Source organism: Pseudacidobacterium ailaaui (assembly GCF_000688455.1).
In the GTDB taxonomy this organism is placed as follows: Bacteria; Acidobacteriota; Terriglobia; order Terriglobales; family Acidobacteriaceae; genus Pseudacidobacterium; species Pseudacidobacterium ailaaui.
Genome location: NZ_JIAL01000001.1, coordinates 2,688,413 through 2,708,549 on the forward strand (window position 1 = coordinate 2,688,413; position 20,137 = coordinate 2,708,549).

Here is a 20,137-nt window from a genome sequence, read left to right on the forward strand (position 1 = left end):
ACACACCATGTGCATCACGGTGTAATTCTGGAATGAAAACAGGTGAGAAAAATCAGCGGACTGCTGCTGTTTCTATTTTACGCGCACGGAACCACCCGGTAGCGATACCTGCGGCCAAGCAGACCTTCAGCGCATCTCCGGCAAGAAACGGTACAACGGCCAGCGCTGCCGTGTGGGCCAGGCTCTGGTGCGTAAGCACAGCCAGCCATGTAGTCCCGGCCGCCAGAATCAGGGCGTTACCCGAGAAAGAGGCAACGAGGGCGGTCCAGAAGCTACGAGCGGACAGGCGGCGATAAAGAATACTGACCAGTGCCGCGACAACCGGGTAGGACAAGAGATAGCCGCCGGTAGGGCCAAGAAGCTGTGCTATGCCTCCTGGTCCTTGGGGGGTGAATACGGGCAGTCCGGAAACGCCTTCTAGCAAATAAAGGGCCAGCGCTGCGAAGGCCGCGGACGGCTCCATAAAGAGGCCCAGCAGAAGGACAGCAAATGGTTGCAGCGTCATCGGTACGGGCGTAAAGAAAAGCGGTACTGAGATATGCGCGCATAAGGCCACGATTGCGCTCGCTGCCAATACGGACACTCCCCAGCGGGACACGGAATGGACGCGGGAAAGATTGAGAACAACGGACTCTGCATTGCTTTGCGCCATAATTGACTCCTATTCCTGTTCGTGGTCTGGCTCAGTTGCCTTGATCGATATGTGCTCGTCTTGATTGCCGTTCCTGCGGATGTGGCGGGCAACCGCCACTGCCGTCCAGAGAATCGCAACGATACTCAGGACAAAAATTGCAAAAAGCACACGCATGGAACCATGTAGAGAATACCACTCCTCACTGAGAGGATTCACGCAGCCAGCGCAGGTATGCGCTGCTTCCCCCTTCTACCGGCAGGACCAAAAACTCAGGGACATCGTAAGAATGCATCTGGTGGAGCCTCGTTTCGATGGCCGCAAGCTTTTCTACATTGCATTTGATGATCAGCATGATCTCCAACGATTCTTCCACAGCGCCCTGCCAGCGGTAGATGGAAGTTACGTTTTCGACAAGGTTCACACAGGCGGCCAGACGCTCTTCAACCAGGGTGCGGGCAATACGCTGCGCCTCTTCCCGGGAAGATGTTGTACTTAGAACAATGCGCGCCTCTTCCATAAAACCTTCCAGAGATTAAGATGGCAATGTTAGATGTTCTTTGTGCATCTTAGAACAGGAGAACCATGGCCACACAAATCAAGTTTGGGACCTCAGGCTGGCGTGCCATCGTCGCTGAAGAATTTACCCTTGCCAACATTCGCCGGGCTGTTACAGGCATTGCAAAGTATGTAACTTCGCAGCCGGGACCTCATACTGTCCTGGTAGGGCGCGATCCACGCTTTCTGGGTGAGATTTTTGTTGCCGAAGCGGCAAAAATGCTGGCTGCAAATGGCGTCACCCCTGTTCTGATACCGGAAGCCGCTCCGACCCCTGCGATTGCTTATGCGGTGCGCACCCGTAAGACCGGCGGGTCCATTAACTTTACTGCCTCTCACAATCCTCCCGAATATAACGGCATTAAATATTCCACTTCTGATGGCGCGCCTGCACTGCCAGAGGTGACAAGCCAAATCGAAGCCTATATCGCGGACCTGGGAGAGAGCGTACCTGCACCGCCCGAATCAAACCAGAAATTCGAAGAGACCGACGTCAGACCCGATTATCTGAAGCGTCTGGCTGAGCTGGTCGACCTGAAGGCCATCCAGAAGGCCGGCATCAAGGTGGTTTGTGATCCTTTCTGGGGAGCGGGCCGCGGTTATGCCTCGCAGCTACTGGCGGAAAACGGCGTTTCCGTGGCAACTGTGCATGATTACCGCGACGTGCTCTTCGGTGGCCATGCGCCTGAGCCGGATGATCATCTTCTGGCTGATTGCAAAGCCAAAATGAAGGAGACTGGGGCGGCCATTGGCATTGCTACCGATGGAGATGCAGACCGTTTCGGCGTGGTGGATGCGGACGGTACCTTTATCCAGCCGAATTACATCATTGCTTTGCTTTTTGATTATTTGGTGGAGACGCGCGGCTGGAAGAACGGTGTGGCCAAGTCGGTGGCCACGACCAACTTGATCAATGCGCTGGCGGAGCACCACAACGTCCAGCTTTATGAAACGCCCGTGGGATTCAAGTACATCGGTGCGCTGATTGATCAGGACAAGATTGCGATTGGCGGCGAAGAGAGTGCAGGACTGACCATTCGCAGCCACGTTCCGGAAAAAGACGGCATCATCGCCGGGCTCCTGGTCGCAGAGATGGTGGCTGTTCGAGGGAAGAGCGTTGGCCAGCAACTACGAGAATTATTTGCTAAGGTTGGTTCCTTTTATCCATTAAGAGAGAACTTTCGCTTGACGCCGGAAGTAAAAGAAAAATTTACTGAAAAAGTAAAGTACGACCCGCAAGACCTGGGTGGGCGAAAAGTAACGCAGGTGGTACGTACCGACGGCCTGAAGCTGGTCCTGGATGACGGTTCCTGGGTTTGCTATCGCCTCTCGGGTACGGAGCCAGTTGTACGTGTCTACTCCGAGGCCAGAACGGAAAGTGGCCTTGCTCCGTTAAGCGAGGCGGCAAAAAACTGGGTGATGGAATAGGGCCGGCAAGACGGTGCAGGAAATCATTCATAACCCGAAGGTGGCGCACGCCGCAGGTGTTGTCTATCGGATGCGGCGGCGCATCGCCACTGCCATGGCCATTGTGCTGGCCTTATTTTTGGGGTATCACGTCGTCTTCGGGCAGAACGGCATAACTGCCTATCAGCAGAAACGGCTGGAAGACAGAGAGCTGCAAAAGCAGATTCAGGAGCTTCAGGAGGAGAATGCTCGCATGAAGGAGCATGTAGATCATCTCCAGAATGATCCCGATGCGATCGAGCATGAGGCCCGCGAGCGTTTGCACTATACCCGACCCGGCGAGGTCATCTATACGCTCAATGGAAAGAATGCTCCGGCTCCCGCCTCAAAATGAGGCGCAACTCCGAAAAGCCTGGTGGGTTTCACCCGTTAGCATGACCCATGCACCGCATTGCTGGAAAGGTCCTCTATGCTTGATGGCTCTTTGCCTTTTTGTTTTTTCAGCCCTGCGTCTGCAGGCGCAATCGGTGCCATCAGCTGAACAGCAGCGAATCCTTGATCTTACAAATCAAGCGCGGGCGCAGCAGGGCCTGCCTCCCCTTGAGTGGGACGCTTCATTGGCAGCGGCGGCCCAGACCCACGCGCAGCACATGCTGGATGCGCACACACTGAGTCATCAGTTGGCCGGCGAGCCGGATCTTGTCGTCAGGGCCGGACAGGCAGGTGCACACTTCCGCGCCGTGGCCGAAAATGTTGCCATGGCAGGGAGTCTCGATGGTCTGCAAAGCGCATGGATGAAGTCACCTCTGCACCGCGCCAACATTCTCGATCCCAGGATGGACCATATCGGAGTGGGGCTGGTTGAACGGGACGGATATTGGTATGGAGCGGTGGTCTTTGACAGCGCAGTGGCCAGTTTAGGTCCTGCACAGATTGAGCAGCAGCTGGCCACACTCCTTCGACAGAGAGGAATCAGCCAGTTCCGGCCTCCCGATGCCGCGCGTAAGGACTGCGCGCTGGAGGCGGGAGATGTAAGCGGCACCAGACCACGCTTTATCATGCGGTGGGAAAGCACCAGTCTCAATCGACTGCCTTCCGTGCTGGAGCAGCGGCTGCAGTCGGGCAGGTATACGGCGGCCTCCATCGGGGCATGTCCTGAGGCAGGCCAGCAGAATCAAGGCTTTACAACCTATCAAGTCGCCGTTTTATTGTATTAAAAAGAAATCTATCCTATCAAAACAGGCGCAAAAAATCTCTTCCAAATTGTTGTTTTTATGGAGTAGATTGGTGCGCCATGGCGACGACTACGCTTATTTTTGGCATCATTCTTCTTGGAACCGGGATTTTGGGCCACCACTTCTTTACCCGCGAAAAGCGGCAGCTTCACCCCGATGAGCATCGGGCACGCAAGTGGGTCATGACCATCGGCTCACTGGTAGTAGGGCTATGGCTGGTTGCATTTTCCGCAGCGCAGCTATTGCACATCTATCACGCTGGCTGAAAAGAGCAGACAGTCCAGTAAAAATGGACCCGGCTGTTCCCGGGCGCTGTACTTGCAGCTTGCCCTACTCACGCAGAGAACAGGCGGAGACGGTGCGTGCTCCGGCGTGTTTTGATTTGGTCACATGGAAGCGGTGCAGGCGCATATATCGCACGCGCAAACCATCTAACACTGCCGGCATAGAGCGCGGTGTTTTGTCCATGTCAACCAGCACCAGCAGCGCGGCCTCCCGCGGATCATCCTGGCTTTGGGTAACTCCTACTCCGAAGATGGCAGGGTCGGCCATGAGCTGCGGAGCATAACGGTTTGCCGTTGCCGTTGCTGCGCTAAGTTCCGAGGCAGAAAGATGGATTCCCGGGTGGACAACGGGGAATTTTGGAGCCGAACCATTCGCAATGCTGGCCGCATCAGTGGGAACCACCACGGTGCGAACGCCTGCAACGGTGGCGGGTATGCTGCGAGTGGAGTTGTTCTTGTCTAAATAAACAATGACCGCCGCTTCTCCAGGAGCATCGGCACTCTTCCCGGCTGCCACTCCCAGGACACCCTTTTCATGGTTAACCAGCGAGGCGGATGCGATTCTCGCCGCATTGATAGCTTGCGTCTGCGCCAGAGGCGGTAGTTCGATTGCCGGCGTTGTCTGAATGTTTCTGTCATAGTCCAGGCAGGCGATTGCATGAGGTGCATGCGTGCCGACGAGGCTTAGCTTGGTTCCGGCCTGCTTACTCAGCTCACTCAAAACGTCTCCGATAGGATTGGCTACGCTTAGACCATGCCCGTCTCCGTCCGTTCCTCCGGCATAGAAAAGGCCGATGGCTTGTGCATTCCCTGCATCAAGAACCAATGATCCTGAGTCTCCGCTGTCAGAGAAACGGTCGCCTCCGATCCCAATCTGCCCGGTGAAGGTCTTGGTGTAGTAAGGCTGGGTTTCGGCGCAGTCTTTGTAGTAGTCCACTTTGACATTGAGATTGATGGTTTCAATCGTTGAGCAGGTCAGGCCGGTCGTGCGGCCGCTTTTTACCACCCGAATACGGCCAAGATTTTCAGCGGTCAGGGCTTCGCCGCTGCCAGCCACAGGCGGCGCGGACCCCAAAGTTTCATTGCTTCCAGTCCCCTGCATGCCCAGTTGCAGGATGCTCCCATCAGGGCTGACTGCGCCAGGTACAACAGAGGCCAGCGCTGCATCCACGTTTGTTTGCGGGGAAGCCAAGGGAACATAGTAACGAAGTGTTCCCACGGGGCGCGCAGTCAGTGGATGGCACGCATGATCAATCAATCCAGGCTGGTCGATGCTATCGCCAATCTTGGCCTGGTCTGATTCAGCCAGCACATGATTATTGCTCAGGATGTACTGGTTATGGGAGGTGTCCTCGACCAGTGCGCCCAGGGTCCCTCCACAACAATCTGCAATATAGCTGTTTCCAGAACCGTCCTTGAATACGTCATAGTCCGTGTCATTGCCTCCGGAAGCTCCTAGGGATATCGGACCTGTCTGTGTGGACTGGTTCGTCAGTGCGTTGGAATTGATCCCCTCGTTGTTCAGCAGCAGATGAACACGCGACTGCGTACGAGTGTTGTTCACCGTGGCCGTCACATTTACCGCCTGAGGAGCAGTCAACAATGCAGGCGCCGTGTAAATCACTTTGCAGACCGTGTACTGGTGTGCTCCACGGCTGCACGTGGAAGAGCTGAGTGCACCAGCATTGCTGTCGCTAACGTCCCAATGGACAGAGCCACCTCCGACCTCAGCGATCTGCGCCGAAATTTCCAGAGAAGCGCCGGCGGCCAGGGCCGCATTCTCTGGAAGAAGAGATTGCAAAAAACCCGGCGTTACTGTGATCATGCTGGTTGCTGTGCGGGCAGGGTCCTGTTGCAGATGCGCGGTAACCTGTACCATCAGGCTGTCACTGGCCAGAGCGCTGGGAGGCGTATAGAGACCGCTTGCATCCATCGAACCGATACCCATCGATGCATTCGATTGGGAAGATGCAATCGACCAGGTGACATCTGCGGGAGATCCGTCGGGCAGGAAAGCTTTCAGGCGTACCTGTTCTGTTGTGCTCAGACTTGCCGTAGCTGGGGTGAGGAAAAGTCCAGCGCTATTCATGCCGCTCACTTGCACACCACAGCCTGCCATCAACAGGAGGAGCGGCACAAGCAGAGCAGACGCGCGAAATCGTTGTAAAGAAAACGGCATGAGTGGCAAACAAGGGGCCAAGAATTATTAGACAGGCTGGCCCACAGGTTTGTCACTGTTTGTCTCAGGCTGCGACACGTGGCTTGCCCTCGCCAGTGAGTGAGGGGGAGACCTTGGCTGAAGGGACCACTTTCAACTCCCCAGCCTGAGAAGCCTCAATGCGGCGCACTTCGCGTGCGCTTAAAGGCCTCATCGTCTGGGGTGAATAATAGATGCGCTTTCCGCAATCAAGACAGACCTTATAAGTTTCCCGCTGGATGGTGAAAGGCCGCGTCAGATGTGAATGATGGCATCCCAGGAAAATTTCATAAAAGAAATCAATGATGGTTTGCAGAATTTTCATTGCTGGCCCTTTCTGGCTTTCACCCCATAGTGGTCAGGGTGAAAGCGGCGTTTCAGTCCAACAACAAATGGCATCTACGCACTTTTTAAGATGCAATTCAGGCCAAAATGTCGCTTTCATTTCACTCGTATGACCAGCTTTCCGAAATGCTTCCCGGATTCCATACGGCGCAGAGCGGCAGGCAGCTCCGAAAAGGCAAAGACTTCATCTACAACAGGTTGCAGGCGATGGAATGCAATGGCCCGGTTCATTTCAAGAAAATCAGCCCGTGACCCAACATAAATGCCCTGAATCTGGATTTGCTTATGCAGGATCGGGGCAATCTGCAAAGGCTCGCCGGACTGGCTAAGAACGCCAATCTGTGCCACCGTGCCGCCCGTGCGTACCGCTTGCAGAGACTGGAAGAATGTACCGGCGCCTCCTACCTCTACCACCAGGTCCGCACCTTCATTTCCTGTCTGTGCATGCACCCATTCTGCCCAGCGGGGGTTACTCCGGTAATTGAAGCCAGCATCCAGACCCAGTTCTTGAGCACGTGCCAGCTTCTCATCGCTACTGGAAGTCCCCAAGACCCGCGCGCCCAGCAACTTTGAAAATTGCAGAGCAAAAAGGGAAACACCTCCTGTGCCCTGAATCACAACCGTGTCTCCAGCCTTTACCTTTCCCGCGCGGACGACCGCATTCCACGCCGTTACGGCAGCACAGGGAAGTGTTGCGGCCTGCTCCCAGGAAAGATGGTCTGGAACCGGGACCACTCCATGCTCAGGGAGCAGGACATACTCGGCCAGCATTCCGTCGATGTCTCCACCCAGCGCGCCGCGCTGTTTTTCTGCTGAGGGAGGTCCCTCCAGCCAATTCTGCATAAAGATGGCCGCAACCCGGTCTCCGGACTTGACCTGTTTGACGCCCTCACCTGTGGCCACCACTTCGCCAGCCCCGTCGGATGCGGGAATGCGCGGCAGGTGCATCCTGGGGTTATATTTCCCCAGTGTTACCAAAAGGTCCCGGTAATTGAGAGAAACCGCCTTGACCTGGACCAATATCTCTCCGGGACCAGGCTGCGGCATGGGCCTTTCCGCTAGTTGCAGATGTTCAATGCCAAATGCTGGAATTTGCCAGAATTTCATCCTCTATCTCCTGATTTCTGGTTACTGCAATATAGATGGAGCTAGGGGCTTTCACGATGCGTCCGCGCGGCGATACCATAAAAGTATGGCCAGAGGCTGGGAAAGCAAGTCTGTGGAGGAACAAGTGGCTGAAAAAGAGCATGTGCTGGACGCGCGGGACGCCAAGCCGGAGGCTGCGGCTGAAGCGGAACGGAAACGCAAACGCCAGATGCTGGAGCTTCAGCGCGAGCGAATCCTGGATGAACGGACATCCAATCCTCATCGCAGAGCGGCACTGGAGGCCGCTCTGGCCGATATTGAATCGAAGCTGGCGGCAATCCCCTGAGACAGCCTATGCTTTGCGGTGGAAAAGAAGAGAGTTTGCCTGATCAATGCTCGTCATCAGAACACGGGCGATATTGACATGCGCCGGACGCGATACCGCCCAGACAATCGCATCGGCCACATCCGCGGGGGTCAAGGGCGTCAGCCCCTGATATACCTTCGCTGCCCGTTCTTTGTCTCCGTGAAAACGGACCTCGCTGAATTCTGTTTCCACCATACCAGGATCGATGCTGGTAACCCGGACTGGTGTCCCCAACAGGTCTTGGCGCAGCCCATCATTGATCGCACGTTCCGCGGCCTTTGTTCCGCAATAGACTGAGCCGCCAGGATAGGTCATTTCTCCAGCCGTAGAGCCAAGGTTGACAATGTGGCCGCGCCCCCTTGCCACCATCCCGGGGACGACTGCGCGGGTCACATAAAGCATTCCCTTGACATTGGTGTCAATCATTTCCTCCCAGTCCTCGACTTTCGCCTCATAGACCTTGTCCAGGCCGCGGCTGAGTCCGGCATTGTTGATCAACACATCTATAGGCTGCCATTCTTCGGGCAGGCTTCGGATCTGCTGTTCAACCTGTTCCCGGTTGCGAACATCCAGGGCGAGCGTGTAGATAGCATCGGCCCCTGCTTCCAGCAACTCGGGTTTCATATTCTCTAGTCTTTCCAGGCGACGCGCCGCCAGGAGCAGGCGGGCACCCTCCCTGGCAAAAGCCCGGGCTGTAGCCTGACCAATTCCTGCGCTGGCTCCGGTAATGAAAACAATTTTTCCTTTCAGATTTCCCATGCTGTCATCGTATCGGATGGATGGTCCCCATGGTGCAGCCAGGCTTCACTCGCCGCCTTTTGAAGCCCCTCCAGAGACTTGCATTCCATGGGCCGCTCAGCGGAGTGGTGAAGGATGGTCCTGACGGCTTGTTTCCGGAACAAGAAAGGAGAGGGCCATTGCGGCAGCCAGAGCAAGCACGGCAAATGCCCAAAACGTGGCTTTAAATCCAAGGTGCTGTACTATAATTCCGGAGACAACCGGCCCCACCACGCCGCCTACCGCCTGGGCTGTGGCAAATAATCCGAGCAGACTGTTAAATTTGCCTTTGCCTGCGGTCAGATCGGCGGCCATTGCCACCACAACCACGCCATAGATTCCGGCACCGATCCCGTCCAGCATCTGCAAAGCCACCACCGCGCGAGGACTGCTGGCAAATGTGTAGGAAAGAATGCGTAAGGGAAGTGCCCAGAAACCAATCATCATCACCGCTTTACGTCCCCGGCTCTCACACATTCTCCCGCTTAGCCAGGCAACAGGAACCATAACGACCTGTGCCATGAGAACCGTTGAAGTCATGAGAGAATCGGACCCGCCGAGCATTTTTACATACAGCGCCGTAAGCGGAAGCACGGGAGCGTTGGCAAAGTGGAAAAGGGAAATCGCAACGAAGAGCCCTAGGATAGCACGGTCGCCAAGCAGGGAGCGCCAGCTCTGGTCGTGTTCGATTGTAGGGCCGTCTTTGCGTCCCGAACCCCTGGCCTCGTCCAGCTCATTGCGACGAATGAGGAAGACGGATGCGGCCCCAATGAGCGATGCGAACCCGACAGAATAGAAAACACCCGCCGTCCCGAACCATTTCACGAGTCCGATAGCAAGCAGGGCTGCGACGATGTTGCCCGCGTGGTTCCAGCTCTGGTTCTCGCCCATGAGTGGTCCCAGAAATTGCTTTCCGGCCAGTGCCAGTGCCAAGGCGCCCAGGAGCGGAGCAAAGAAGCTTTGCGTAATTCCAGAGAGAAAAAGCAGCGGGTCGATCCATGCAAATGCAGGTGGGACGATAGGCAACAGAACAAAACACAGGCCCGTAGTGATGGAGACTATGGCAAACAAAGTACGCCGTGAGGCCACCTTGTCCGTGATGATCCCTGCCGGCGTCTGGAACAAAAGGGTTCCAAGTCCTGCGGTGGCTGTGGCGACCCCGATTGCGTCGTACCGCCAGCGAGCATCTTTCAGGAATGCACTGAGCACGGGAAGCAGGACCCCAACCGACTCTGCCTGGAAGAAATTTGCGGCATTCAGGCCAATCCGGCTGCGGGCTGAGAAGGGCCAGCCGGATTGGGCCATTTCTTTCATCCAGCGGTTAGACTGGAAAGCATTTCTCAGAGTTGTCTGTCACGCTACGCTGCGCCCCGCACTTTGCCATACGCACCTTCTTGCATCAAGACCACCAGGCGCATCGATCAACCCATGTACATGCCGCCGTTGACATCCAGGACATGTCCCGTGATGTAAGAGGCATCATCGGAGGCAAGAAAACGGACAGCCTTGGCAACATCCTCTTCCGTCCCGGGCCGTCCCAGAGGAACCTGCGTCAGCATGGCCGTGCGCTGCTTTTCATCCAGCACAGCGGTCATCGCGGTTTCGATGTACCCGGGGGCCACTGCGTTCGCTGTAATGTTACGTGAGGCCAGCTCGCGCGCGAGGGACTTGGTGAAGCCGATAAGACCAGCCTTGCTGGCAGCGTAATTTGCCTGTCCTGCCTGTCCAGTTTCCCCTACAACACTTGAGATATTGATGATGCGTCCCCAGCGCGCCTTCAGCATGGGACCAATCAGCGCCTGCGTGAGAAGGAATGTTCCGGTGAGGTTAGTGGCGATGACGTCGTCCCAGTCTGAGCGTTTCATGCGCAGCAGTAATGTGTCTTTTGTAATGCCAGCGTTGTTGACCAGGATATGTACGGTGCCGAAATGGTCCTGAACTGCTTTGGCCGTGGACTTGATGGATTCTTCGTTTGCAATATCAAGGACAAACGCTTTAGCAGTGCCACCATTCGCGGTGATTTCAGCAGCGACTTGATTCAGCTTTTCCTCATTACGGGCAGCAAGAGCAATCTTTGCTCCGGCGTGGGCCAGCGCAATCGCGCAAGCGCGCCCAATTCCTTGGGAAGCTCCGGTAACAAGCGCAGTTTTTCCCTGTAAAGATGACATGGTGTTCTCGGCTTTCTTTTTGAGAAGTGCAAATGAAATTATAGAAGGGCCGCATCTTCACCGGCGGGAAAGATCATTTTGAAGCATCAGAGGGGCTTCGCTACGGGCACAGGTGCAGCGGAGGCATGTTTCCCGAGGGCCGGCAGCAGCTCCAGCTCCCAGACATAGACCACCAGTTCGCGTGCATAGTGCAGCACCGGCTTTACCTCCGGCAGTTGGATGCCATGCACCTGCGGCAACTCGTTGATTTCAATTTCGGCCTCTGCCATCTCCAGGGGCCAGGGCAAATGATGAATATTTCCGCGATAGAGCGTGCCCTGTTTGTCTGTTGTGTACAGGCAATACCGTTCGGTGAGAAAGCTTTCAAGTCCTCCCTTTGTCCCTGGCTGGCACAAACTGCGATAACTTGCGCGAAACCGAACATCTTTTACCGTCAGCAATCGCGTGCTTTGGTAGTGAAACTCGCGCCCATCTTTCGTCTCGATTCTCATGTGGGCCCAGTAGTAGGGCAGCTTGAAAAAGGCGCGCGCAGCCAAAACCGCAGCTGGATTTGCCGCATCCAGGGAAAAAAAGAAGACTCCGGGCAGGTTGGAATGTCTTTCGCGCACATACGTCCGCAGATTCAGTTCCGGAAAGCGGTTTGCGCCAGGGATCAGAGGCATTCCCCGCAGCCGAATCCGGTCCATCCAGAAGGGGACCACGCCCACCCAGGCCGATCCATCGAAGGTATCCAGTACAAGTCCTGGAGGAATCAGATGTGCCATTTGCATTGCCGGAATCGGCCAGTGGGCGAACAGGAGATCGTTCCAGCGCTGCGTCATGGCCCAGCTCCCGGTGGGCAGCGGCCATGGGCGATGGCTTGTCTGGGAAAGGATGTTCTTCACTTCAGGCTGAGCAGCGCGTAAAGGAAGGCTCGCAAACTCCTGAAGCGGCACAACTTGCAATTGAGACAACTCTTCCAGAGGCAAATGCCGTATTCTGGTTCCCAACATGCCTGAATCCATCGCTGAACCCGTTGCTGTCACGCCTGCTGTACCTCAAAACCAGACTGAAGTCTTTGCTGTGCACGGCGCCGACCCTGAGGTGCTGGCCTACGCCATGGCCAAATATTCGCGTTCGGCGCTCTCCATGAAGGAATCGTTAAAAGAAATCAGCAGCCAGCGCGCCGAACAGTTCCTGAACACATTTTATTTCCAATATGGGCACCGCTCGATTGCAGATCTAGCACATGTTGCTTTCGCCATTGAGAGGCTATCCCTGCTGGCCGCTATTTCTCTTGTGGACGAGCAGAGGTGGGATGGGCAGGAGCGCTCCACCCGCTATCAGAATTTCAAAAAAAGCGGCTGGTTTTTACCTGACTTTGGCCAGAACCAGGCGGAAAAAGATCTGTATTCACGCCAGATTGAGGAACTTTTTGCTGCCTACCATGCAATCTCCGAGGGAATGTTTGAGTACCTGAAGACGCAGGTTGCCAGGCCCGCAGAGATGAAACAGGAAAGTTACGAACGTACTTTGCGTGCTCGCGCTTTTGACGTGGCCCGCTACCTGCTTCCTTTGGCAACCAACACATCCCTGGGACAGATTGTCAATGCGCGCACCCTGGAAACGCAGATCTCGCGCCTGCTTTCCAGCCCGTATGCGGAGGTCAGGCAGTTGGGCGAACGTCTGCGCGCTGCCGCCGGTGGAGCGGCCTGGAACGTCCATGCCGAGGAGATGGCTGCCCTGCAGTGTGAGATATCGGCGCTGGACCCTGTCCTGGGCGAAAGGGCGGCAAAACTGCTCACCCGTGAGGTAAAAACCACGCCTACACTGGTGAAATATGCAGCACCCAACCCCTACGAGATGCAGACCAGGCATGAATTGGCCCAAGCGGCGCAGGAGTTGATGAAAGGCATGACGATTGCTTCTGCTCCGGTTGTAGACCTGGTCGAGGCAGGTGAATCTCTGGAAGTAGAGATCGCCACGACTCTGCTTTATCGTGTCAGCCACTATTCCTACCGTCAACTCCGAGACCATGTGGCGGACCTGGATGAAGCAAAGCGCAACGAGATCCTTGCCCTTGGTGTCCGCCATCGTGGCCGGCATGACGAGCTGCTGCGTGAGTTTGCTGCAGGGCAGGCATTGCGGTTCGATGTTCTTATGGACATCGGCGGCTTCCGAGACATGCACCGTCATCGCCGCTGCGTGCAGATCATACAAGGCTACACTTCGACGCACGGCTATGAGGTCCCCGAAGGAATTGCCGAAGCTGGCCTGCTGCCGCAGTACCAGTCAGCCATCGATGCGGCCTTTGCCACACACCAGCAAATCGGGCAGAGCAATGCTCCGGAAGCAGCACAGTCTGCCGACTATGTTCTTCCCCTGGCCACCAGGATACGCGCGCTGTTCAAGATGGATTTCGCAGAGGCCGTCTATATTTCCGAGCTGCGATCTCAGCCCCAGGGGCACTCCTCCTACCGCCGCGTGGCCTGGGAGATGTATCAGGCAATCAAGCGGCAGTACCCTGCGCTTTCAGAATTTTTCCGGACCACGGATGTGAACGAACCGGTAGATTTGCTGAGAAGGTAGCTCTGGTTGAATCAGTGGCCGCCCTCAGGCTTGCGGGTGGCCCAGAGAATGCAGACAGCAAAAATTGTCACAAAGCTGAAAATTGAGAAGATAGCCACGGTTTTACTCCCGAGAAAAAATCAAAGACAGCATAGCAGGAGAGTCAGCCCTCCGTCAGCAGCTTTTCAAGCATGGTAATGCCTTCCCATACGGTCTTGCGTTCTGCTGCCGAGGCCCTTTTCAGGGCTTCGTTCAGAGGGTGAAGCGTCAATGCTGGCGCTTGCTTTTGCAGAAATTCCCGCACCGCTGGTGAGGGAAGAATCTGGGTCACCCTGCGGTCGCTTTCCAGAGTCTGGCGTATGAGCAGTCCCCGTTTCTCCAGCCGGTCAACGATGCCAGAGACGGTGCTGTGAGCAAGGCCCATCCTACTGGCCAGTTCTTTCATGCTGATGCCATCCTGCTTGCAGACGACCTCCATGACCAGCATCTGCGGTCCGGTGAGATGGCCGCGGGCATACTGGGCTTCCAGCGGTTTGCGCAGCGCCTGACGGATATTCTGGAGCTTTCTTTCCACCTCTCGGGCCAGTTCAGGAACGGAAATGTCTCGTGTCAATCGTGTCTCCATCAAAAGAGGAAGGGGACCAGGGCACGCACCTGCTGACGATAGCGTATGTATTCTTCGCCAAAGCGCTGTACCATCAACCATTCTTCCATGGTCACTTTAAGCCAGAACCCAAAACCAACCAATATCACTCCCAGCAGGCCACGCAGCAGCCCTCGTTGCAGAGCACACCCCAGAATGGCCAGCAAGAGACCCGTGTAGATCGGATGCCTGACTATGCTGTAAGGCCCCTTTCGCACCAGAGTATGGCCTTCCTTGATGGTGGCAACACCACTCCAGTTGCCGCCCAGAACCAGCCTGGCCCAGATACTGAACCCTACCCCAATGGCAGCCAAGAGGAATCCAGCCATGGCCATGCGCGGAGTTACCGGAAACAGGTGAACATCCAGCCAGGCTCTGGTTGGGCCATGGAAGAAGACAAGAAAGCAGCCCAGTGCCAGAATGGAAAGCTGCCAGAAGCGGGACATGCTGGATTGTCTCTGTACCGTTCGCTTGGTGCCGAGTGAGGTCAACAGCCAGACCGCGCATAGGAGGATCCACAGATAACTGGTGGCATGACGGAGGGTTTCGACGGAGTAGGACATGGTAGTTGGTTCCTCTTCTCAGATACGTCGTATACGACGTATCGTATACGACGTAATTTGATACAAAAGAGGGAGTGGTGTCAAGAAAAATTTTGATGCTGGCCTTAGAGAGTCATTTGAGGGTTCTCTTCCCGGACTGCGAGCAAGATACGGAGATCGCGCAGGTTATTGCCAGTTGGACCGGTCATCACGGTATCGCCGAGCGCGGTAAATAGAGGACAGGTATCAAAACGGCGCAGATTCTCTTCCGGGTCAAAATGGTAGGCCCGTGCACGGGAGACTGTGGTTGTGTCGGCAATGGCCCCGGCGGCGGGGCTGTTGCCATCAATGCCATCAGAACCTGCGCTGAGCACGACCATCGGCTGGCCTTCATGCCGGGCCAGTTCCAAGGCTGTGGCCAGTGCAAATTGCTGGTTGCGTCCACCGCATCCGGGGTCTCTGTCCAGTGGTACGGTGACCTCTCCGCTGGACAGCAAACACAGGCGTGGATGCTCTGCCCGCAGCTCGTGAAAGCGCTTCAGTAGATAACGGGCCGCATCCGTATAGTCCCAGTCATCGCAAGTGTTATCAATCACAACGCGGAACCCGAGTTCGTGGGCGCGGTCACGTGCGGCGTTTACAAAGTCATAGTTGGAGAGCAAAGTGTCAAATTTGGTGTGCTGAAAACTCTCCTTAGCCTCAGGGCCGTGCGTTTCCTGGATGACCTCCGGTGGCAGCGACTCAAAATAGGCGCGCACGGCTGGGGGAAATTTTTCGAGCAGTTCATAGCGAACAAGGATCTCGCGGCATTCCTCCGGCGTGGAATGGTCTGGCAGGGTAGGAGAGGACGCAACAGCGCCAAGGTCCTTGAGCGGAACATCGGCCACCAGAAGGGTCAGCTTTTCCGCCTCGGGTGCAGCGAGTGCAAGGCGGCCACCTTTTACTGCGGAAAAGTATTTGCGGACAGTATTGATTTCCGTGATGGTTGCGCCGGATGCGACCAGCGTCTCATGAAAGGCAATGCTGTCTTCCAGTGTGATTCGTGAGTCGCGTGGCAGCTCGAACATCGCTGAGCCTCCGCCGCTGACAAGAAAAAATACAAAAGTGTCCTTGCGGGCCCGTTTCAGCAGTTTTAATGCGGTCTCCGCAGCTTCAAAGGAATCCCTGTTGGGCAGCGGATGCCCTCCAGTAAAGTAGCGGATGCGCCAGTTTCGCTTTTGGGGCAATTGGGGTGCGGAACAGACGCCCCGTATCTGGATTTTTTTGGGGAGACGCTCCAGCAAAGCGTCCAGCATGGCAAGGGCGGCCTTGCCGAAGGCGATGACAAAGACCTTCTTATACTCCTTCAATTCAATCGCAACCGGCTTCAGGACTGAAGAAGGATGATGGACCAGGACGGTCCCTTCAAAGTGCAGATGGCGGTCAAAAGACCTTCCGATGTCGCACGCTGCTAAAGCATGGCGGAAGATGTCTTCGGCTGCGGTATGGAGGTCGTCGAGAGTGGTCATGAGACTTTTGTCGGAAGCAGATAGGTTTGCACCCAGTTACGGATGGCCAGTTGCACCTCGTCCAGTTTACCCGTGAAGAAATGTTCGGCGCCTTCCACCCAGACGACTTCGACGGGCGGGGCAACTTCATCAAAGACCGCCTCAAGCTGTTTGCGTGGAGCGAACTGGTCCATTGTTCCGCTGATAAAAAGCTTGGGCTGCGGACAGGATTGCAGAAATTGGTAATGGTAGTCGCGTCCTTCGGCATGGGTCGGTAGTCCCAGGGCCACCAGGCCTTGAACGCGAGGGTCCCCACAGCAGGCACGTAATCCGACGGCCGCGCCAAAAGAGAAGCCCGCACAGAGGACCGGCAGACCAAATTCACGGTCCAGCCAGTCTACGGCAGCACGAACATCGTCCTGCTCGCCATGTCCATGGTCATGGGTGCCATCGCTGAGCCCGGTACCACGAAAATTGAAGCGCAGAACAGGCAATCCGAGCGTCTGGAGCGCTTTCATCGCGTGGTATACCACTTTGTTATGCATTGTGCCACCACCAAGCGGATGCGGATGGCAGACCAAAGCTGCCATTGCTGCATCTGGGCCCCCTGTATTCAAAAGCGCCTCAAGTTTTCCCGCGGGTCCGCGAAGGTCATCAATCGTTCGCAGCGTGGCTGCGCCAGAATCGGCCATTGTCATTGTCCAACAACATTGTATTCTGAGATTCGATGACGTTTGATCCAGTGCAATTGACGAGAAGGCTCATTGATATTGAGTCGATTACCTACAATGAAGGTGCTGTCGGTGAATTTCTTGCCGATTTCCTTTTTCAGCGCGGTTTTTCTGTAGAAAAGATGCCGGTAGAAACACCGGATCGCTTCAATGTCTATGCTGGGGTGAAAGACGAGACACCTGACGTGGTTTTTTCCACACACATGGATACCGTCCCGCCATTTCTTCCTAGCAGCGAGGACGATGAATTTATCTATGGTCGTGGCGCCTGCGACGCCAAGGGCATTATTGCCGCGCAGATTGCTGCTGCTGAGCAGCTTCGCGATGCCGGGATTCGCGCTGGGTTGCTCTTTGTTGTAGGGGAAGAGCGTGATTCCGCAGGAGCAAAGGTTGCCAATGCGCAGCCCCGGGGCAGCCGCTTTCTGATTAACGGAGAGCCTACGGACAACCGGCTGGCCATCGCATCCAAGGGAGCCTTGCGTGCCGCCATTCGTGCAAAAGGGAGGATGGCGCACTCGGCCTATCCTGAACTGGGAGAGAGTGCCGTGCATAAGCTTGTGGAGGCGCTCCACCGCCTGTTGCAAATCGAATTGCCGGTCACAGAAGATGTTGGCCCCAGTACGCTGAATGTAGGTCTGCTGGAAGGGGGGCGTGCGCCAAACGTGATTGCAGACTATGCTGAGGCGCAAGTGCTGGTGCGTCTGGTTGGGCCCTCCGCCGAGATACGACGTTCCATCGAAGAAGCAGTTGCCGGTCTGGCAGAGGTTGAATTTACGCTGGAAATCCCGTTTACCCGCCTGCATGCTCTGGATGGATTTCCTACGATGGCCGCCGCATTTACGACAGACATTCCTGCGCTTACGAACTGGGGAGAGCCGCTCCTGCTGGGACCAGGATCCATTCATGTTGCTCATACATCGAATGAGAAACTGGCAAAACGCGAGTTGTTTGATGCCATCGGATTGTATATCGAGGTAGCCAGGCGACTGGTGTCTCATCCTGCATAAACGAGGCAAAGCGCCATGTCTGGACTGAACGCCCTACAATACGCAGCATCCTCATATTTGCGGTCTGCCATGCATCAACCAGTGCAATGGCATGAGTGGTCGCCAGAGGTATTTTTGCTGGCAGTGCAGCAGGACAAGCCCATTCTGCTGGACATCGGTGCGGTATGGTGCCACTGGTGCCATGTCATGGACCGTGAATCCTACGAGGACCCGGTCCTGGCACAAATCATCAATGAGCATTACATTGCCATCAAGGTCGACCGCGACGAACGGCCTGACGTGGACAGCCGTTATCAGGCCGCAGTGCAGGCCATTTCCGGACAAGGGGGATGGCCTCTGACAGCGGTCCTCACTCCGGATGGACGGCCCTTTTTCGGTGGAACCTACTTTCCGCGCGACGACCGCTATGGACGCCCTGGGTTTGAGCGCGTTCTGCGCACTCTGGCCGAGGTCTGGAAAAGCAGACGCGAGGAGGCGATCGAAACCGCGCAGAGTGTTCTTGCTGCAGTGGAACACGGCGAAACCTTTTCCGGACGGGCCTCCAACCTGGGCCCGGAACTAGTAAATCAGCTTGTTGCGAAGACGCTCAGCCAGTGGGACCCACGGTATGGAGGCTTCGGCAGCCAGCCTAAGTTTCCTCATCCTGCAGCCGTGGACCTTTTGCTTGATGTGGCGGCGCGCGGTCATGAGGGCGCAAAAAAAGTGGCAATCAGCACGCTCAAGAAGATGGCCGCAGGTGGAATCTACGATCATCTTGCAGGTGGTTTTCATCGTTATTCCGTAGATGAGCGTTGGGTTGTGCCGCACTTTGAAAAGATGCTGTATGACAATGCTGAGCTACTGAAAAACTATGTTCATGCTTTCCAGACATTTGTAGAGCCACAGTTTGCTTACATCACACGGGACATCATGCGCTGGATGGACCAATGGCTTACAGATCGCACACGCGGCGGCTTTTACGCCTCGCAGGACGCGGATATTTCACTTGAAGATGACGGCGATTATTTTACCTGGACGCGCGAAGAAGCAGCAGCTGTCCTGAACAACGCAGAACTGGCCGTGGCTGAGATTTATTACGACATTGGCGAGATGGGAGACATGCACCACAATCCTAAAAAGAATGTGCTGCATGTGACGCACTCGATTGAAGAGGTAGCGCAAAAACTCTCCAGAGACGTGTCAGAGGTGGAACGCGATCTTGCATCGGCGAAAGAGAAGTTGTATCAGGCGCGGCTTCAACGTCCGACTCCTTTTATTGACAAAACCATCTATACAGGCTGGAATGCATTGGCGGTCTCAGCCTACCTGGAAGCGGATCGAGTACTGCAGCTTCCTGTTGCAGGGAGCTTCGCCCTGAAGACCCTGAACAGAATTCTGCTTGAGGGTTGGGACCCGAAAAGCGGGCTGAAACACGTTATTGCTTATGCGGCGGGGGTGGCTTCCAGACAGCAGATTACTGGCGTGCTCGATGATTACGCTTTCCTCATCCATGCCTGCGTCGATGCATGGCAGGCCACCGGTCTTCTGCGCTATTTCAGCATTGCCGTGGAGCTGGCCGACGCGATGATCATCCGCTTTTACGATGAGACAGGCGGGGGGTTCTTTGACACGGAGACCCAAAGCATTTCCGCCCCTGGTGCTTTGCGCGCACGCCGAAAACCCTTACAGGACACCCCGACCCCGGCTGGAAATCCTGCTGCAGCTGCGGCGCTGCTTCGCCTGGAAGCACTCAGCGGGCGGCCAGATTTTCGTGAGAAGGCCGAAGACACTTTGGAGCACTTTGGCGGTATTGTCGAGCAGTTTGGTCTTTTTGCCGGGACTTATGGACTTGCTCTGCAACGGCTTCTTTTGCCTCCGCTCCAGGTGGTCATTATTGGTGAAGATGAGCGGGCAAAAAACCTGGCTGCGATGGCCACTGCGCGCTATGCCGTCAATAAGTCCGTGATTTTACTGCGGCCTGATCAGATTACAGAGCAGAATCTACCTCCGGTGCTGGCGGCGACCTTGCCTGGATTGCCTAAGCTCCATTCCGGAGACAGCTTTGCTATCGTCTGCAAAGGAAACACCTGCCTGCCTCCGGTCAGAGATGCGGAGGAGTTGTTGCAGGAACTGAGCGGGGCCTGAA

The 20,137-nt window shown here is 55.8% G+C and carries 22 protein-coding genes; 8 read left to right on the forward strand and 14 right to left on the reverse strand.

Features of this window, described 5'->3' with window-relative positions; all coding sequences use genetic code 11:
* Positions 1-52: 52 nt before the first annotated feature.
* From N655_RS0112045 to cutA, 3 genes are read right to left on the reverse strand one after another with little or no spacing between them, the layout of a single operon-like run.
* On the reverse strand, positions 53-652 hold the full coding sequence (locus N655_RS0112045) for a biotin transporter BioY (protein WP_026443196.1): 600 nt from the start codon (positions 650-652) through the stop codon (positions 53-55).
* Positions 653-661: 9 nt separating this feature from the next.
* Positions 662-808, reverse strand: a complete 147-nt coding sequence (locus N655_RS20585) for a hypothetical protein (protein WP_155987583.1) — start codon at positions 806-808, stop codon at positions 662-664.
* Positions 809-833: 25 nt separating this feature from the next.
* Positions 834-1,151 carry a divalent-cation tolerance protein CutA gene (cutA, locus tag N655_RS0112055; protein WP_026443197.1) on the reverse strand — a complete coding sequence of 106 codons (318 nt, stop codon included), beginning with the start codon at positions 1,149-1,151 and terminating at the stop codon, positions 834-836.
* Between the two features lie 65 nt (positions 1,152-1,216).
* Here cutA and N655_RS0112060 point away from each other — a divergent pair, with 65 nt between their 5' ends.
* From N655_RS0112060 to N655_RS0112075, 4 genes are all read left to right on the forward strand, one after another.
* Positions 1,217-2,617 (forward strand): phosphoglucomutase/phosphomannomutase family protein, encoded by a 1,401-nt coding sequence (locus N655_RS0112060; RefSeq protein ID WP_026443198.1) that lies wholly within the window; start codon positions 1,217-1,219, stop codon positions 2,615-2,617.
* Between the two features lie 13 nt (positions 2,618-2,630).
* Positions 2,631-2,990: an FtsB family cell division protein gene (locus tag N655_RS18705; RefSeq protein WP_049961400.1), complete on the forward strand. Its 360-nt coding sequence runs from the start codon at positions 2,631-2,633 to the stop codon at positions 2,988-2,990.
* 133 nt (positions 2,991-3,123) lie between these two features.
* Positions 3,124-3,813 (forward strand): CAP domain-containing protein, encoded by a 690-nt coding sequence (locus N655_RS19920; RefSeq protein WP_162173545.1) that lies wholly within the window; start codon positions 3,124-3,126, stop codon positions 3,811-3,813.
* Between the two features lie 77 nt (positions 3,814-3,890).
* Positions 3,891-4,097: a hypothetical protein gene (locus N655_RS0112075; protein WP_026443199.1), complete on the forward strand. Its 207-nt coding sequence runs from the start codon at positions 3,891-3,893 to the stop codon at positions 4,095-4,097.
* Positions 4,098-4,161: 64 nt separating this feature from the next.
* On the opposite strand, the gene N655_RS0112080 is transcribed toward N655_RS0112075, so the two are convergent.
* The 3 genes from N655_RS0112080 to N655_RS0112090 all read right to left on the reverse strand — a co-directional run bounded on the left by N655_RS0112080 (position 4,162) and on the right by N655_RS0112090 (position 7,764).
* A complete protein-coding gene (locus N655_RS0112080; RefSeq protein WP_026443200.1) occupies positions 4,162-6,204 on the reverse strand; it encodes a chymotrypsin family serine protease in 2,043 nt (680 codons plus the stop codon).
* Positions 6,205-6,358: 154 nt separating this feature from the next.
* Positions 6,359-6,637: a hypothetical protein gene (locus N655_RS0112085; RefSeq protein WP_026443201.1), complete on the reverse strand. Its 279-nt coding sequence runs from the start codon at positions 6,635-6,637 to the stop codon at positions 6,359-6,361.
* Between the two features lie 116 nt (positions 6,638-6,753).
* On the reverse strand, positions 6,754-7,764 hold the full coding sequence (locus N655_RS0112090) for a zinc-dependent alcohol dehydrogenase family protein (RefSeq protein ID WP_026443202.1): 1,011 nt from the start codon (positions 7,762-7,764) through the stop codon (positions 6,754-6,756).
* Positions 7,765-7,888: 124 nt separating this feature from the next.
* Between N655_RS0112090 and N655_RS0112095 the strand changes: the two genes are divergently transcribed.
* Positions 7,889-8,089, forward strand: a complete 201-nt coding sequence (locus N655_RS0112095; RefSeq protein WP_081823820.1) for a hypothetical protein — start codon at positions 7,889-7,891, stop codon at positions 8,087-8,089.
* Between the two features lie 6 nt (positions 8,090-8,095).
* On the opposite strand, the gene N655_RS0112100 is transcribed toward N655_RS0112095, so the two are convergent.
* The 4 genes from N655_RS0112100 to N655_RS18715 all read right to left on the reverse strand — a co-directional run bounded on the left by N655_RS0112100 (position 8,096) and on the right by N655_RS18715 (position 12,008).
* Positions 8,096-8,869 carry an SDR family NAD(P)-dependent oxidoreductase gene (locus N655_RS0112100; protein WP_026443204.1) on the reverse strand — a complete coding sequence of 258 codons (774 nt, stop codon included), beginning with the start codon at positions 8,867-8,869 and terminating at the stop codon, positions 8,096-8,098.
* 96 nt (positions 8,870-8,965) lie between these two features.
* A complete protein-coding gene (locus N655_RS0112105; RefSeq protein ID WP_202900337.1) occupies positions 8,966-10,192 on the reverse strand; it encodes an MFS transporter in 1,227 nt (408 codons plus the stop codon).
* A gap of 116 nt (positions 10,193-10,308) precedes the next feature.
* Entirely contained in the window at positions 10,309-11,055 is a 747-nt protein-coding gene (gene fabG / locus N655_RS0112110) for a 3-oxoacyl-[acyl-carrier-protein] reductase (protein ID WP_026443206.1), read from the reverse strand.
* Positions 11,056-11,141: 86 nt separating this feature from the next.
* Positions 11,142-12,008, reverse strand: coding sequence for a YqjF family protein (locus N655_RS18715; RefSeq protein WP_238324709.1), 867 nt, complete (start codon positions 12,006-12,008; stop codon positions 11,142-11,144).
* A 37-nt stretch (positions 12,009-12,045) separates the two neighbouring features.
* On the opposite strand from N655_RS18715, the gene N655_RS0112120 reads away from it, so the two are divergent.
* The gene (locus tag N655_RS0112120) at positions 12,046-13,623 is read left to right on the forward strand and encodes an FAD-dependent thymidylate synthase (RefSeq protein WP_049961402.1); all 1,578 of its coding nucleotides are present in this window, start codon (positions 12,046-12,048) and stop codon (positions 13,621-13,623) included.
* 142 nt (positions 13,624-13,765) lie between these two features.
* Here the strand turns inward: N655_RS0112120 and N655_RS19925 are convergent, their stop codons facing one another.
* From N655_RS19925 to N655_RS0112140, 4 genes are all read right to left on the reverse strand, one after another.
* Entirely contained in the window at positions 13,766-14,215 is a 450-nt protein-coding gene (locus tag N655_RS19925) for a MarR family winged helix-turn-helix transcriptional regulator (RefSeq protein ID WP_162173546.1), read from the reverse strand.
* Between the two features lie 11 nt (positions 14,216-14,226).
* Entirely contained in the window at positions 14,227-14,808 is a 582-nt protein-coding gene (locus tag N655_RS0112130) for a methyltransferase family protein (protein ID WP_026443208.1), read from the reverse strand.
* Between the two features lie 104 nt (positions 14,809-14,912).
* On the reverse strand, positions 14,913-16,295 hold the full coding sequence (locus N655_RS0112135; protein WP_026443209.1) for a glycerate kinase type-2 family protein: 1,383 nt from the start codon (positions 16,293-16,295) through the stop codon (positions 14,913-14,915).
* A complete protein-coding gene (locus N655_RS0112140) occupies positions 16,292-16,966 on the reverse strand; it encodes an alpha/beta hydrolase (protein ID WP_026443210.1) in 675 nt (224 codons plus the stop codon). The genes N655_RS0112135 and N655_RS0112140 overlap by 4 nt, the downstream gene beginning before the upstream one ends.
* A gap of 35 nt (positions 16,967-17,001) precedes the next feature.
* Here N655_RS0112140 and N655_RS0112145 point away from each other — a divergent pair, with 35 nt between their 5' ends.
* The gene (locus N655_RS0112145; protein WP_026443211.1) at positions 17,002-18,012 is read left to right on the forward strand and encodes a M20/M25/M40 family metallo-hydrolase; all 1,011 of its coding nucleotides are present in this window, start codon (positions 17,002-17,004) and stop codon (positions 18,010-18,012) included.
* A 15-nt stretch (positions 18,013-18,027) separates the two neighbouring features.
* Positions 18,028-20,136 (forward strand): thioredoxin domain-containing protein, encoded by a 2,109-nt coding sequence (locus N655_RS0112150; RefSeq protein WP_026443212.1) that lies wholly within the window; start codon positions 18,028-18,030, stop codon positions 20,134-20,136.
* The last annotated feature ends 1 nt before the right edge of the window (position 20,137 follow it).